We start from the raw sequence: 13465 nt of genomic DNA, 5'->3' as shown, positions 1-13465 counted from the left end.
CCGAAATCATCCAGGGGCTTGAGTTCCGCGACACGCTCCGGCACGTTCAAACGACGACCTGATCAAGCGTCACCGACTTTTGCGCATATCTTTGTCTGGCAAACCCAAGGGGTTTCGGACACCAATCCAACATGGATGGAAAATCTGGTATGGTCTTTGCAGATGAAACAGCAGCGGATTTATCGGATGCGGGTTCTCCTCTGGACCGGGCTCAGATCCGTGCAGGCGTTTGGGTGGGTGAGGATGGCCGCGGGCGGTTTATCTTATCGGTTCCCGGCATAAAATGTGGTGCATGTGTTGCCAAAATCGAACGGGCACTGAACGCCCGTGACGAAGTGATTTCGGCGCGCGCCAACCTGACCTTGCATCAGGTGAACATCGTACTTGAAAGCCCAGAAAGTGACCCGATGCCGATCGTCAAGGCGCTGGCGGCTTTGGGGTATGTTGCGACCCCGGTTGAAAGCGAGGCTGACACAGCGCCCGATCCAACCGGCAAGGGATTGTTACGGGCCATTGCGGTTGCCGGTTTTGGCGCGATGAACATCATGTTGTTGTCGGTTGGTGTCTGGTCGGGTGCCGAAGGGCAGACACGTGCGACATTCCACCTGGTTTCGGCGCTGATTGCGGTGCCTGTGGTGATTTACGCAGGTCAGCCATTTTTCAGATCGGCCCTTTCGGCATTGCGCGCGCGCCAGTTGAATATGGATGTCCCGATTGCGCTGGCTGTGGCGCTGGCTTTGGCGCTTAGCATTTTTGAGACGGTTCAAGGCGGGGATCATGTGTTTTTCGACGCTGCCGTTACCTTGCTGTTTTTTCTGCTGACCGGGCGTTATTTCGATCATCTGATGCGCGAACGTGCGCGCAGTGCGGTAAGTGGATTGGCGAAGCTGTCACCGCGCGGCGCGATGGTGCGGCAAAAGCACGGCACGCTTGCCTATATGGTGCTGACGGATATCGCGCCCGGTGCGATCCTGTCGATTGCGCCGGATGAACGTGTTCCGCTGGATCTGGAAATCCTGACCGGCAACAGCGATCTTGACCGCTCGCTTGTTACGGGTGAATCCATGGCGGTGGCGATTGGGCCGGGTGACACGCTTGAGGCTGGCACGCTGAACCTGACAGGCGTGATCGAAGGCCGGGTTTTGCGATCATCGCAGGACTCGTTTCTGGCACAGATGATACGGATGCAATCAAATGCCGAAGTGGGCCGCGGGCTTTATGTGCGGATCGCTGATCGGGCGGCGCGGCTTTATGCGCCGGTTGTTCACCTGTTGGCGTTGATCACGTTTATCGGCTGGATAATTGCCACCGGCGGGGATTGGCAGGCATCGTTGTTTATTGCCATCAGCGTTTTGATCATCACCTGTCCATGCGCCTTGGCGCTGGCTGTGCCTGTCGCCCATGTGGTTTCAGCGGGCCGTCTGATGCGCATGGGCGTCTTGATGAAAGATGGCGCAGCCATTGAAAGACTGGCGGAAATCGACGGTATCGTTTTCGACAAGACAGGCACATTGACGACTGGCACGCCAATGATCGGCAGTACCCCTGACGATCCGGTGCTGCGGTCTGGCGCAAAGGCCCTTGCCCTTCGGTCCGGGCATCCGGCGGCGCGGGCGATTACCTTGGGCGTGCGTGATGCCCCATCTGACATCGCCAGGAACAAAGAAGTGCCGGGGTTCGGCGTTGAAGGGGCAATCGGGGGGCGGCGCGCGCGTCTGGGGCGCGCCGAATGGGTTGGCGAGATTACAGATATTGCGGCGGGGGCCGCCAGCCCGGTATTTGGGTTTGAGCGGGGGCCGTCATTTTCATTCGATCTGACCGAGACATTGCGTGAGGGTGCGCATGATGCTGTCACCGACCTGAAGAAAGCCGGGTTCAGCGTTGCGTTATTGTCAGGCGACATGGAAGATCGCGCCCAGGCCGTGGCGATGACACTTGGCATTGAGAACACCCATCACGGCGCCACACCCGCCGACAAGATCGGCGTGCTGGAAACCCTGCGCCGGGACGGGCATCGACCGTTGATGGTGGGAGACGGGTTGAACGATGCGGCGGCACTGGCGGCAGCACATGTTTCCATGGCCCCCTCAAGCGCGTGCGATGCGGGCCGCTCTGCAGCTGATTTTGTATTTTTGCGCGATACCCTTGATGCGGTTCCTGCGACATGGAAAGTTGCGCGTGATACGGCGCGGATTGTACGGCAGAATTTCGCACTGGCCATCGGCTATAACTGTATCGCCATTCCTTTGGCGGTTGCGGGGCTGGTGACGCCTCTTATTGCGGCGCTGGCAATGTCGGGCTCTTCGATCCTGGTGATCGGCAACGCCCTGCGCCTGAACAAGGCGGACGCGAAAGACCGCAATAGGCGGCCTGCTTTCACCGTGAAACGTAAGGAGCTGTCAGCGTGACAATTCTTGTAATTCTGATACCTGTTACACTGTGCATGGGCGTTTTCGCGCTTGCGGTGTTCTTTTGGAGCTTGCGCAACGGCCAGTACGAAGACTTGTCTGGCGATGCCGAACGCATCCTGCATGATGAAGATGTACCGCTCCAGCCGTCAAAGACGACACGCCGGCCCGAGATGACAAAGGAGACCACGCGATGATGTCCAACCTCACCGGTGCCGAGCGCAGCAAGGCGATGATGATCGCGGGTTTGGGTGCCTTGGTCGGGCTGCTTATGGCCATCGTCGGGCGCAATGATCCCATGGGCGCGCATGGCTGGATAATCCTTTTGTTTTTTGGCGCGTTGTTTTTTGTGGTGGGCAATGCGCTTTATGCCCCAGAGCCGACAGAAGACCGCGCAGCATCGTATTATGACGATCCAACCAAGGTCGGGATCATTCTGGCGCTGCTTTGGGCGGTTGTGGGAATGAGCATGGGCGTGTGGGTTGCCTCGCAACTGGCCTGGCCCGATCTGCGCTTTGATGCGGCCTGGTCAAGCTTTGGTCGGTTGCGCCCTGTCCATACCTCCGGTGTGATCTTCGGCTTTGGCGGCAACGCGTTGATCGCAACGTCATACCACATCATGCAGCGCACCAGCCGCGCCCGGATGCCAGACCAGATTTCGCCGTGGTTTGTGCTTTTGGGGTTCAACCTGTTTTGTATTATCGCCGCCAGCGGATATATCATGGGCATCACCCAATCCAAAGAATATGCCGAGCCTGAGTGGTACGCCGATATCTGGCTGGTGGTTGTGTGGGTGGTGTATTTCATCCTGTATATCCGCACATTGGCGCGCCGCAATGAGCCGCATATTTACGTCGCCAACTGGTATTATCTGTCGTTCATTCTGGTCGTGGCAATCTTGCACATCGTCAACAATCTGGCGCTGCCTGCATCGTTGACAGGGGCCAAAAGCTATTCGCTGTTTTCCGGTGTTCAGGATGCGATGACCCAGTGGTGGTATGGCCACAATGCGGTGGCGTTCTTTTTGACCACAGGTTTTCTTGGCATGCTCTATTACTTTTTGCCCAAAAGAGCCGAGCGGCCGATTTATTCCTATCGCCTGTCGATCCTGTCGTTTTGGGGCATCGTGTTTTTCTATATCTGGGTTGGTTCGCACCATTTGCACTACACCGCACTTCCCCATTGGGTGCAAACATTGGGCATGACGTTTTCCATCATGCTGCTGGTGCCCAGTTGGGCGTCGGCGGGGAACGCGCTGATGACGTTGAACGGCGCGTGGCACAAGGTGCGTGACGATGCGACCCTGCGGTTCATGATGGTCGCGGCGGTGTTTTATGGGCTGTCGACATTCGAAGGGTCGTTCATGGCGATCCGCCCGGTCAACGGGTTGTCGCATTATACCGACTGGACTGTGGGGCATGTGCATTCCGGCGCGATGGGATGGGTTGCGCTGATCACATTCGGGTCGATCTATGCGCTTGTTCCGGTTTTGTGGCGCCGCGAGACGATGTATTCATGGAAAGCCGTCGAGTGGCACTTCTGGCTCGCCCTGACCGGCACTGTCATTTACGTCTTTGCGATGTGGAACAGCGGCATCATTCAGGGCCTGATGTGGCGCACCTATAATGAGACAGGCACGTTGCGATATTCCTTTGTCGACTCGCTGGTCGCGATGCATCCCTATTATATCGCGCGTGCTTTCGGGGGGCTTTTGTTTCTGACGGGTGCCTGCATCTGTTTGTGGAATGTTGTGATGACGATCCGGCATGTGCCCCGTGTGACGCCGCGCCTTGATTATCCAACATCCTCCGAAGCTATGGAGCCGGCCGTGCCGGCCGCGGAGTAAGGGCATGTTCAAAAAAATCCTCAAACCCTTCGCAAGAATGTTCGAGTTTCAGGCCCGCACCCATTACCGGATGGAGCGTCACTCCATGGCGCTGACCTTTGGGATCATCATCGCGGCCAGCATCGGTGGCATCGTTGAAATCGCGCCCTTGTTTACCATCGACGAAACCGTCGAGGTTGATCCCGATATGCGCGTCTATACCCCGCTGGAACAGGCCGGGCGCGATATTTATATCCGCGAGGGGTGTTATGCCTGCCACAGCCAGATGATCCGCACCCTGCGCGATGAGGTAGAGCGGTACGGCCCCTATTCGCTGGCGGTGGAATCGCAATACGACCACCCGATGCTGTGGGGGTCAAAACGAACCGGGCCCGATCTGGCGCGGTTGGGGGATAAATATTCCGACGACTGGCAAGTGCGCCATCTGGTGAATCCCCGCGATCTGGTGCCTGAATCGGTGATGCCGCAATATGCATTCTTGCTGGATGAACCCCTGCGCACCGATGATCTTTCAGACCGGCTTGCCGCTTTGCGGGGCGTTGGTGTGCCCTATACCGATGATATGATCCTGAACGCCGCCGATGATGCGGCGGGTCAAGCGCAGCCGGACACAGACAAGGCAGACGGCGTGTTCGAACGCTATGGCGATGCAACAGCTATACGATATTTCGACGGTCGCCGTGACCGCGTGACCGAAATGGATGCGCTGGTGGCATATCTGCAAATCCTTGGAAAGCTCACCGATCTGCCCGCCCAAATGCAACCTGTAGCGGAGGAATAGATCATGGATCTGTCTCACGAATGGTTTGTCGGCGCGGCCAAATCCTTTGGTCTTTTTTATCTGATGGGCCTGTTCATTCTGATCGCCATTTACGCCTATTGGCCGTCGCTGGGCGGGCGGTTCGACAAAGCGGCAAAAAGTATTCTGGATGACGAAGACGGCCCTGTTCAGCACGAGAAGACGGAGGACACGCCATGTCAGTGAAGGAACGTGACCCGCTGACCGGGCACCAGACCACGGGCCATGAATGGAACGGCATAACCGAGCTGAATACCCGCGTGCCGCGCTCGATCTGGTTTTTTATCATCATCACCCATATTTGGGCGCTGATTGCGTGGATTTTACTGCCGACCTGGCCTTTGGTTACGACCTATACCAAGGGGATACTGGGCCTTGATCAACGCGAAGAGGTCGCGGAAAAGGTGATCGCTGCGAATGTGGCGCGGGCGGATTGGGCCGACCGCATCACCGCCGCACCTGTGAGCGAGATATTGAATGATCCTGAGCTTTTGGCGCGTGCAAATGAAACGGCGCACCAGATTTTCGGAGATAATTGCGCGGGCTGTCACGGTTTGGATGCCGGGGGCGGGCCGGGCTTTCCCAGCCTGATTGACGATGCGTGGCTGTGGGGGGGCGACCCCGATACCATCATGGAAACGCTGCGCGTGGGCATCAACGCCACCCACCCCGAGACGCGATACGCCCAGATGCTGGCCTTTGGCCGTGACGGGATATTAGAGCGTGAGGAAATTCGCATTGTCGTGGATTACATCCAATCGCTTTCGGGTGCGGAAATATCGCCCGATCGGGGGGCTGTGGGTGCCGAAATTTATGCTGACACCTGTTCCAGTTGCCACGGCGAAACGGGCGTGGGAGACACCGAGATGGGCGCGCCCAACCTGACCGATGCCTTCTGGATTTACGGCGGCGACGACAAGGCGATGTTCGATACCATCTGGAACGGGCGCCAAGGCTGGATGCCCGCATGGGAAGGACGCCTGACCGAAACAGAGCGTAAGATTCTCACGGTTTACCTCACCGATCTGAGACAGGCAGCCGCACAATGAGCGCCCTCACCCAACACCGCTATTGGACCCGGCCCCGCCTTTTCGCGCTGCTGTGCGTTATCGGCGTTCTTGGGGTTTTTATCGGGGCGAACACGCATCTGATCTATGTCGCCTTTGCCTCAAAACCCGATTGTGTTCTGCAACAAAACACGAAAGGCGCCGCCACCTACCGCGCGGCGAAACCATCATGCTAAGTGATCATGCCGATGCCCCGCCCCCCCCCGACAACCCGAATGCGTCGGATGGGATACCAAAGGTCGTGCCGCCATTGCCGCGCGAAAACCAACGCGCGCTCAATCTGCCGTGGCGCACCGCGTTTGACTGGCTGCGCGCGGGGTGGTCCGATTTGTGGACCAATCCGGTGCCAAGCCTGCTGTATGGTTTCGGAGTTTTTGTCATATCGGCATTGATTGTTTGGGCGTTGTTTTTGTTCAACTATGAATATGCGCTATTTCCCGCGCTTGCAGGTTTCATGGTTGTCGGACCGGTTATTGCCAATGGCCTGTATGAGAAAAGCAGATTGCTTGAGACCGGCGAACGCCCGACATATTTGAAAATGGCATTGGTCAAACCTGAATCCGGGCCTCAGGCTTGGTTCATGGGCGTTATGTTGTTGGGCCTTTTTCTGTTGTGGTTGCGGGCGGCGGTGCTGATCTGGGCGCTGTTTTTCGGTATAAATCCATTCCCAGGGACCGACGAAATCATCCCGATGCTGCTAACCACCCCGACGGGGTGGGCCTTGCTGCTGGTCGGGGGATCTGTTGGCGCGCTTTTTGCGGCATTCTCGTTTGCGATCAGCGTCTTTGCCGTTCCGATGCTGCTGACCGAGAAAACCGATGCGCTTTCTGCTCTTGGGATCAGCATGGCAACGGTGTGGAACAACCTTTCGGTCATGATCGCATGGGGGGCGATTGTTCTTGTTCTTTTCACCCTGTCCATCGCCACCGCATTTATAGGTTTGATCGTGATTTTCCCATTGCTGGGCCATGCCACATGGCACGCTTACCGCACGCTGAGACCCGATAATCGCCAAGATGGAAAAGCAGAGCGGATGTTTGTCCGTCCTGCATAATCGGCAATCGCCCCAAAGCCGCGGTTCGCGGTCACAGGGGGGCAACCGTTTCGCGCCAATGGCGAGCGTTATCGGTGACGAAACTTTGCGGCGCGTCTGCCTCCAGAGCCGGAGCCGGTCAATTCAAAACCCGGCCCCGGCTGAAGATTACATCAAACCACGCGCGATCTATGCATCCGCCTCACTTTGCAGATAGACCTCGAGTGAATCGTCAAGTGCATCTTCCCAAGGGGTGTGATGTTCGGCTGCCATGGTTCCGGTAATCACAGATCTGTAGGATTTGTTGCGGAAATCCATGACGTCGTCTTCCTTGTGGTCGATCCAGGCAAAGAATGCTTCGCAAGCGCCTTGCACATCAAAGCTGGGATAATCAGTTTCCGAAATCAGCTCTTGCACATAGTCGCCCTGGTATTGAATCGCGGCTTTCGCGCCATCGGCTGCGTCTTCGCGCGCGATACGTTCGGTAACGTCCGCTTTGAGAACGCTGATGTCCGATGGGATCTTGATTTTGCCCATGATCGCGTCACGGACCCACCACGCCTGTGCATCGAACATGTTGAACGTGAACCACTGATCCTGCATGCCGAGATAAAACAGCTTGGGGTTTTTGGTAAAAACGACGCCCTTGTAAAGGTCTGCCGTCGCCAATCGGTTCGCTGTTTTCAGGCGCAGATCATCGGGCAGAAAGTTGAAGAAATGCTTGTAGCCGGTGCAAAGGATGATCGCATCCACATCGCGCGACGTGCCATCTTCGAAATATGCGGTGGTCTCATCAACCCGAACCAGGCCTGGAACTTCCTCCCAGTTGTCTGGCCAGTCAAATCCCATCGGCGCGCTGCGATAGGATGTGGTGATCGATTTCGCGCCGTATTTCCAACATTGCGAGCCGATATCCTCGGCGGAATACGACGACCCAAGCAGGAGCAGATCCTTGCCTTCAAATTCGCGCGCATCCCGAAAATCATGGGCATGAAGGATACGGCCGTTGAACTCTTCAAAACCGTCATAATACGGAATGTTCGGCGTGCTGAAATGCCCCGAAGCGCAGATCACATAATCAAACACTTCTTCGTAGGTCGAATCCTTGTCGTGATTGTGGGCGGTTACGGTAAATGTTTCGTCTTTTTCGTTGTAACGCACAAACCGCACGGGCGTGTTGAACCGGATCCAATCGCGAACGTCAGCCTTGTTCATGCGGCCTTCGATATAATCAAACAGGACTGCACGCGGCGGATACGATGCGATTTTGTCACCGAAATGTTCATCAAATGAATAATCGGCAAATTCCAAACCTTCTTTTGGTCCGTTGGACCACAGATAGCGATACATGGACGAATGAACAGGCTCGCCATTCTGATCCAGGCCGGTACGCCAGGTATAGTTCCACAGCCCACCCCAGTTGCGCTGTTTCTCAAAGCACACAATTTCCGGGATTTCTTCGCCCGCGCGACGGGCCGATTGAAAGGCCCGCAATTGTGCCAATCCGGATGGTCCGGCACCGATGATGGCAACCCTCTTCTTTGTCATTACGTTTTCCTTACACGTATGCCCCACATCTTCTTCGCCGACGAAATCCGGAGAAGGGCGCGGTTGGCATTATTTCTGCTCAGTCAGGCAGATCATCCACTCAGAAGCCGGTTTCTCTGCGGCTGTTTGACGGTGACCTGCGCGCAGTTCCAAAGTAATTTCCGGCTCTGCTCGTCTGAACTCAAGGCTCCTTTACCTGTAATTGCGTGGAAGGTGAACCATTTGACGCCAACACAAGGGAGGGTTTCAATAGATTGTCTTTATCAAACAGCCAAAACAACTGTTTCGCAGCGGGCATCGTTTTCGCCAAACCCGTGCTAACCTCATATTCAACATGAATATTTCCACGCTCGGGTTGCGTTGACACGGGGGGCGTTCCGGCCGACCTTGCCGACAGATCAAGGTGCCGGGAAAGCCCCGGGGAAAAGGGAATCTGGTAAGACTGTCGCCAAATCCAGAACTGCCCCCGCAACTGTAGGCGGAAAGCCTGTTCAACATGCTGTCGGCGCAGGTTTTGCGCCTGCTGCGGTTAAACAGTGCGACGATCCGCAAGTCAGGAAACCTGCCTTGATCATTCACCTGTTCCGGCCGCGGTGGGCGTGTCGGGGGCGGCCCATCCGCAAGGTGACATCGCCGCTTCGCGATTTTGCTCGCGAAGAGTATTTGGTTTTCAAGGCTTGCCTGTTCAAGCCGCTCAGAAGGCATGTCAAAATGACAAGAGACCTCGCTTATGCGATCAAGAGCATTCGTTTCGACGAAGATTATCACCCTTCGGACAGCACGCGCGCCACGACCAACTTTGCCAATCTGGCCCGAGGAAATCGCCGGCAAGAGAATTTGCGCAACACCTTCACGATGATCAACAACCGTTTCAACGCGCTGGCCCATTGGGACAATCCCAACGCGGATCGCTATACCGTCGAGCTTGACATCATCACCGCCGAAATCAGCATCGGCGATGGACGCCGCGTGGATGCCTTTCCGTTGATCGAAATGTTGAAGCCGACCATTCTGGACCGGCAAAACAACACACGTATCGACGGGATCGTGGGCAACAACTTTTCCTCCTATGTGCGGGATTACGATTTCAGCGTCCTGCTGCCCCAGCATAACGAGGGGCGGCCACAGTTCAGCGCACCGGCGGATTTCGGTGATCTGCATGGCAACCTGTTCAAAAGTTTCGTGAACTCACCCGACTATAAAAACCACTTCAAAAAGCCGCCCGTTATCTGCCTGAGTGTTTCGAGCAGCAAAACCTATTACCGGACAGAAAACGAACATCCCGTGTTGGGCGTGGAATACCGCCAAGATGAATTTTCAGCGACGGATCGGTATTTCGCCAAGATGGGTTTGCGGGTTCGCTATTTCATGCCTGAAAACAGCGTTGCGCCCTTGGCATTTTATTTCACCGGCGATCTTCTGAATGATTATTCCCCGCTGGAGCTGATCGGCACGATCAGCACGATGGAAACCTTTCAACGGATCTATCGGCCCGAAATCTATAATGCCAACTCCCTTGCCGGAAAATGCTATCGGCCCAGCCTCAAGCATCTGGATTATTCGCTGCCCCAGATCGTTTATGATCGCGAAGAACGTGGTCGGCTCGCTGGTGAACAGGGAAAATTCGCCGAAGAAAACCTCATAAAACCCTACCGCGACATTCTTGAAGAATGGTCCGCCCGGCACGCTGCCTGATCCATACAAACGACAAGGTTACCCATCATGAATAAATTGTTGCCCACCTCAACCGCCGGAAGCCTGCCCAAACCATCCTGGCTTGCGCAGCCCGAAACCCTCTGGTCACCCTGGAAGCTGCAGGGAGAGGAATTGATCGAAGGCAAGCAGGACGCGCTGCGCGTGGTTTTGCACGATCAGCAAAGTTCCGGCATCGACATCGTCAGCGACGGAGAGCAGACACGCCAGCATTTCGTGACCACGTTCATCGAAAACCTCGGCGGGGTCGATTTCGAACAGCGCGAAACCGTCAGGATCCGCGATCGTTACGATGCCAGCGTTCCGACAGTTGTCGGCGCCGTGTCACGCCAAAGACCGGTTTTCGTGGAGGATGCAAAATTCCTGCGCGCACAAACGGATCGCCCGATCAAATGGGCCCTGCCCGGTCCGATGACCATGATCGACACACTTTACGACAACCATTACAAAAGCCGCGAAAAGCTGGCGTGGGAATTTGCAAAGATCCTGAACCAGGAGGCCAAGGAATTGGAAGCGGCGGGTGTCGATATCATCCAGTTCGACGAACCGGCCTTCAACGTCTTCTTTGACGAAGTAAACGATTGGGGAATCGCCGCCCTGGAAAAGGCCGCCGAGGGCCTGAAATGCGAAACGGCGGTTCATATCTGCTATGGCTACGGCATCAAGGCCAACACCGATTGGAAAAAATCCCTTGGCGCGGAATGGCGGCAATACGAAAGCGTTTTCCCCAAACTGCAAAAATCCACCATCGACATGATCTCACTGGAGTGTCAGCACTCGCGCGTTCCGATGGATCTGATCGAACTTCTGCGGGGGAAAAAGGTGATGGTGGGGGCCATTGATGTGGCCACCGATACCATTGAAACGCCCGAAGAGGTCGCCGAAATCCTGCGAAAAGCGCTTCAGTTTGTGGATGCCGACAAGCTTTACCCTTGCACCAATTGCGGCATGGCACCCCTGTCCCGCAGTGTGGCAAGGGGCAAGTTGACAGCGCTAAGCGCGGGCGCCGCCATCGTGCGAAGCGAGATTTCTCGGTGACGATCAGCCGACTTCAGGATCGCAGCCGTGCTTTGAGCGATGGGCGGATTGTTGCAACGCCAATCTTTCCATGCAGGGTTGCGATCCTTGACCGTCTGCACAAGGCCACGCGGGAGATCAAGGCTCTGTTTCTTGCGCTTAAAAGCGAAGATGAGGATACGGCATCAGCAGCGGTGCCGGCAGAATGAGTGATCTGCCCCTCGTCTGAACAAACAGCACACTTGCCGAAGTCGCGCAGGATATAGTCTAACGCTTCACAACGTCCGTTGCGACAACCGAAGACAACCTGAGGCTTCTTCGGATTCAGTTTGTGAATGGCAGCCGTGCGGGCTGTTACCGCAGAATGACAGCACATAGTTGGGTGACCGCTGCGGGCCGCACGGCGCTGCTCTAGAGGGCGTCTAAAGCCAATTGATCCACCCCCATATTCGGCGTCTACAGCGAGCCTTTCCGTCTATAATGATATTATTATAGAAGATATTGGCCTCACCTCTCGGCCTCTTGAAACGAAGGCCCCAGTCAGGGCAAGCAATCAGGTGCTATGCAACGTCCTCCAGAGATCGATAGAATACAGCGTTTCCTGCTACATTGTGACCATTTCCGGACGGATGCACACGATAGCCATCCCTTTTACCGAAGCGATCTGCTTTCGTCGTTACGTCATCTGGGACATGCCAGTGTGGTTCCAAGTTGGCGCGCTTCACGTCAACCGTTAATTTCATCAAGATTGACTTCTTTCTTTCACCAGTCTGCAAAAATCAAAGTTGTAAAGTGCAATTCATACCCGGGACACCGGATACCTATCAAGCAGTTGTAGAGTTTACTGATGATCATCTGGGGCGACCGGTAGGCCATTGTGAACCGCCGCGGGTTTACCGGAGAGTAAAACACTCAAAGGATGAGCCCCATGACGAAGAGACGCTTCACCCCGCCCATCCGGCAGAACTCCGCGAGCGCGGCGTGCGGCTGTTTCGGGAGAATCGCGCCGATTACGCCAGCGACACCGTGGCGTATCGGGCCATAGCGCCAAAGCTTGGCTGCTCGTCTGACAGCTTTCGCGCCTGATTTCCGCAGGCCGAAAGCGATGCGGGGCAACGGGCCGGGCTCACGAGCGCCGAGAAGGATCGGATCAGAGAATTGGAACGGGAGAATCGTGAACTTCGCACCGCCAATGAGATCCTGAAGAAGGTCAGCGCATATTTCGCCGCGGCGGGACACGACCGCCCATTCCGCAAATGATCGCGTTCATCGATGATCAACGTTGTGTCCATGGTGCCGGGCCGATCTGCTGGGTTCTGGGGATCGCACCATCAACATAATATGCCGTCAAAGCTGTGGAGCGCGATCCCGTCCTGGCAGCGGATCGGGTCAGGCAGGCCTGTCAGGACATGGCCGCCATCAAACAGGGCTTCGTGGCAGATATGCCGAACCAGCTTTGGGTCAGCGATTTCACCTATGTCTCGAGCTGGCAGGGCACGGTTTATGTGGCGTTCGTCATCGACGTCTTCGCCCGTAAGGTCGTTGCCTGGCGGGTCTCGACCTCGATGACCACGGGTTTCGTTCTCGATGCCCTGAACCAAGCGATCTACCAACGGGCGCCGTCCGAAATGGACAAGCTGATCCATCACAGCGATCTGGGCAACCTGGGCGGGTTCAACCGGTCGTCGCAGCATCTTGTTGCTGGAGGTATAGATGACAAAAACAGGCAGACGAAAGTCCGAATGTTCGACCGGGGACAAATTAAACTCTCCAGGAAAGCCGCCAGTCTGGCAACGTGAGAATCTATGCCGATTCTGGCGGGCGGTTGCAGAAGGGTTATCCAGTGAGGATGCCGCCGTTGAAGCAGATTTTTTTTCGCCTGTCGGGACGCGATGGTTTCGGAGTTCTGAACCGCCCCGGGTTTACCGGAGAGTAAAACTCTCCAAGGATGAGCCCTATGACACAGAGAAAACCCACCCCGTCCTACACGGCTGAATTTCGCGCACGCGGCGTTCGGCTTTTCAAAGAGAACCG

Annotated in this window: 11 protein-coding genes, 3 pseudogenes, 1 riboswitch and 1 other annotated feature; of the genes and pseudogenes, 13 read left to right on the top strand and 1 reads right to left on the bottom strand. The window is 56.0% G+C overall.

Annotated elements, in window-relative coordinates; translation table 11 throughout:
- The first annotated feature begins 149 nt into the window (after positions 1-149).
- Genes C8265_RS11690 through C8265_RS11655 form a run of 8 tightly spaced genes read left to right on the top strand, consistent with a single transcriptional unit; the run spans position 150 to position 7174 of the window.
- Positions 150-2408, top strand: coding sequence for a heavy metal translocating P-type ATPase (locus tag C8265_RS11690; RefSeq protein ID WP_164512320.1), 2259 nt, complete (start codon positions 150-152; stop codon positions 2406-2408).
- Positions 2405-2605, top strand: coding sequence for a cbb3-type cytochrome oxidase assembly protein CcoS (gene ccoS / locus C8265_RS11685; protein ID WP_108484206.1), 201 nt, complete (start codon positions 2405-2407; stop codon positions 2603-2605). The genes C8265_RS11690 and ccoS overlap by 4 nt, the downstream gene beginning before the upstream one ends.
- The gene (gene ccoN / locus C8265_RS11680; RefSeq protein WP_108484205.1) at positions 2602-4254 is read left to right on the top strand and encodes a cytochrome-c oxidase, cbb3-type subunit I; all 1653 of its coding nucleotides are present in this window, start codon (positions 2602-2604) and stop codon (positions 4252-4254) included. The genes ccoS and ccoN overlap by 4 nt, the downstream gene beginning before the upstream one ends.
- Positions 4255-4258: 4 nt before the next feature.
- Positions 4259-5035: a cytochrome-c oxidase, cbb3-type subunit II gene (gene ccoO, locus C8265_RS11675; RefSeq protein ID WP_276308500.1), complete on the top strand. Its 777-nt coding sequence runs from the start codon at positions 4259-4261 to the stop codon at positions 5033-5035.
- A 3-nt stretch (positions 5036-5038) separates the two neighbouring features.
- Positions 5039-5239: a cbb3-type cytochrome oxidase subunit 3 gene (locus C8265_RS11670; RefSeq protein WP_108484203.1), complete on the top strand. Its 201-nt coding sequence runs from the start codon at positions 5039-5041 to the stop codon at positions 5237-5239.
- Positions 5230-6102, top strand: coding sequence for a cytochrome-c oxidase, cbb3-type subunit III (ccoP, locus tag C8265_RS11665; protein WP_108484202.1), 873 nt, complete (start codon positions 5230-5232; stop codon positions 6100-6102). Before C8265_RS11670 ends, ccoP begins: the two co-directional genes overlap by 10 nt.
- The gene (locus tag C8265_RS11660) at positions 6099-6296 is read left to right on the top strand and encodes a hypothetical protein (protein WP_108484201.1); all 198 of its coding nucleotides are present in this window, start codon (positions 6099-6101) and stop codon (positions 6294-6296) included. Before ccoP ends, C8265_RS11660 begins: the two co-directional genes overlap by 4 nt.
- Positions 6290-7174, top strand: coding sequence for a DUF2189 domain-containing protein (locus C8265_RS11655; RefSeq protein WP_108484200.1), 885 nt, complete (start codon positions 6290-6292; stop codon positions 7172-7174). Before C8265_RS11660 ends, C8265_RS11655 begins: the two co-directional genes overlap by 7 nt.
- A gap of 168 nt (positions 7175-7342) precedes the next feature.
- Here the strand turns inward: C8265_RS11655 and C8265_RS11650 are convergent, their stop codons facing one another.
- Positions 7343-8701 (bottom strand): NAD(P)-binding domain-containing protein, encoded by a 1359-nt coding sequence (locus C8265_RS11650; protein WP_108484199.1) that lies wholly within the window; start codon positions 8699-8701, stop codon positions 7343-7345.
- A gap of 384 nt (positions 8702-9085) precedes the next feature.
- Positions 9086-9285: riboswitch (cobalamin riboswitch) on the top strand.
- A gap of 127 nt (positions 9286-9412) precedes the next feature.
- Here C8265_RS11650 and C8265_RS11645 point away from each other — a divergent pair.
- The 5 genes and pseudogenes from C8265_RS11645 to C8265_RS19970 all read left to right on the top strand — a co-directional run.
- Positions 9413-10396, top strand: a complete 984-nt coding sequence (locus C8265_RS11645) for a DUF1852 domain-containing protein (protein WP_108484198.1) — start codon at positions 9413-9415, stop codon at positions 10394-10396.
- A 27-nt stretch (positions 10397-10423) separates the two neighbouring features.
- Positions 10424-11452, top strand: a complete 1029-nt coding sequence (locus tag C8265_RS11640; RefSeq protein ID WP_206050333.1) for a methionine synthase — start codon at positions 10424-10426, stop codon at positions 11450-11452.
- A 1125-nt stretch (positions 11453-12577) separates the two neighbouring features.
- Positions 12578-12768, top strand: a pseudogene (locus tag C8265_RS19975) (IS3 family transposase); the annotation flags it as partial.
- Positions 12646-12762, top strand: a sequence feature (AL1L pseudoknot). It overlaps the preceding pseudogene by 117 nt.
- Positions 12769-12876: 108 nt before the next feature.
- Positions 12877-13092 (top strand): annotated as a pseudogene (locus C8265_RS19760) (DDE-type integrase/transposase/recombinase); the annotation flags it as partial.
- A gap of 52 nt (positions 13093-13144) precedes the next feature.
- Positions 13145-13339, top strand: a pseudogene (locus C8265_RS19970) (IS30 family transposase); the annotation flags it as partial.
- Positions 13340-13465: the final 126 nt, after the last annotated feature.

This window comes from Oceaniglobus ichthyenteri, from assembly GCF_003057885.1.
Lineage (GTDB): Bacteria > Pseudomonadota > Alphaproteobacteria > Rhodobacterales > Rhodobacteraceae > Oceaniglobus > Oceaniglobus ichthyenteri.
This window is presented reverse-complemented; position numbering and strand designations above follow the sequence as displayed.

Excerpts from the sequence above, each read along its gene's own strand:
- C8265_RS11690 (WP_164512320.1), top strand. The coding sequence starts at position 150 with ATGGTCTTTGCAGATGAAACAGCAGCGGATTTATCGGATGCGGGTTCT.
- ccoN (WP_108484205.1), top strand. The coding sequence starts at position 2,602 with ATGATGTCCAACCTCACCGGTGCCGAGCGCAGCAAGGCGATGATGATC.
- ccoO (WP_276308500.1), top strand. The coding sequence starts at position 4,259 with ATGTTCAAAAAAATCCTCAAACCCTTCGCAAGAATGTTCGAGTTTCAG.
- C8265_RS11670 (WP_108484203.1), top strand. The coding sequence starts at position 5,039 with ATGGATCTGTCTCACGAATGGTTTGTCGGCGCGGCCAAATCCTTTGGT.
- ccoP (WP_108484202.1), top strand. The coding sequence starts at position 5,230 with ATGTCAGTGAAGGAACGTGACCCGCTGACCGGGCACCAGACCACGGGC.
- C8265_RS11660 (WP_108484201.1), top strand. The coding sequence starts at position 6,099 with ATGAGCGCCCTCACCCAACACCGCTATTGGACCCGGCCCCGCCTTTTC.
- C8265_RS11655 (WP_108484200.1), top strand. The coding sequence starts at position 6,290 with ATGCTAAGTGATCATGCCGATGCCCCGCCCCCCCCCGACAACCCGAAT.
- C8265_RS11650 (WP_108484199.1), bottom strand. The coding sequence starts at position 8,701 with ATGACAAAGAAGAGGGTTGCCATCATCGGTGCCGGACCATCCGGATTG.
- C8265_RS11645 (WP_108484198.1), top strand. The coding sequence starts at position 9,413 with ATGACAAGAGACCTCGCTTATGCGATCAAGAGCATTCGTTTCGACGAA.
- C8265_RS11640 (WP_206050333.1), top strand. The coding sequence starts at position 10,424 with ATGAATAAATTGTTGCCCACCTCAACCGCCGGAAGCCTGCCCAAACCA.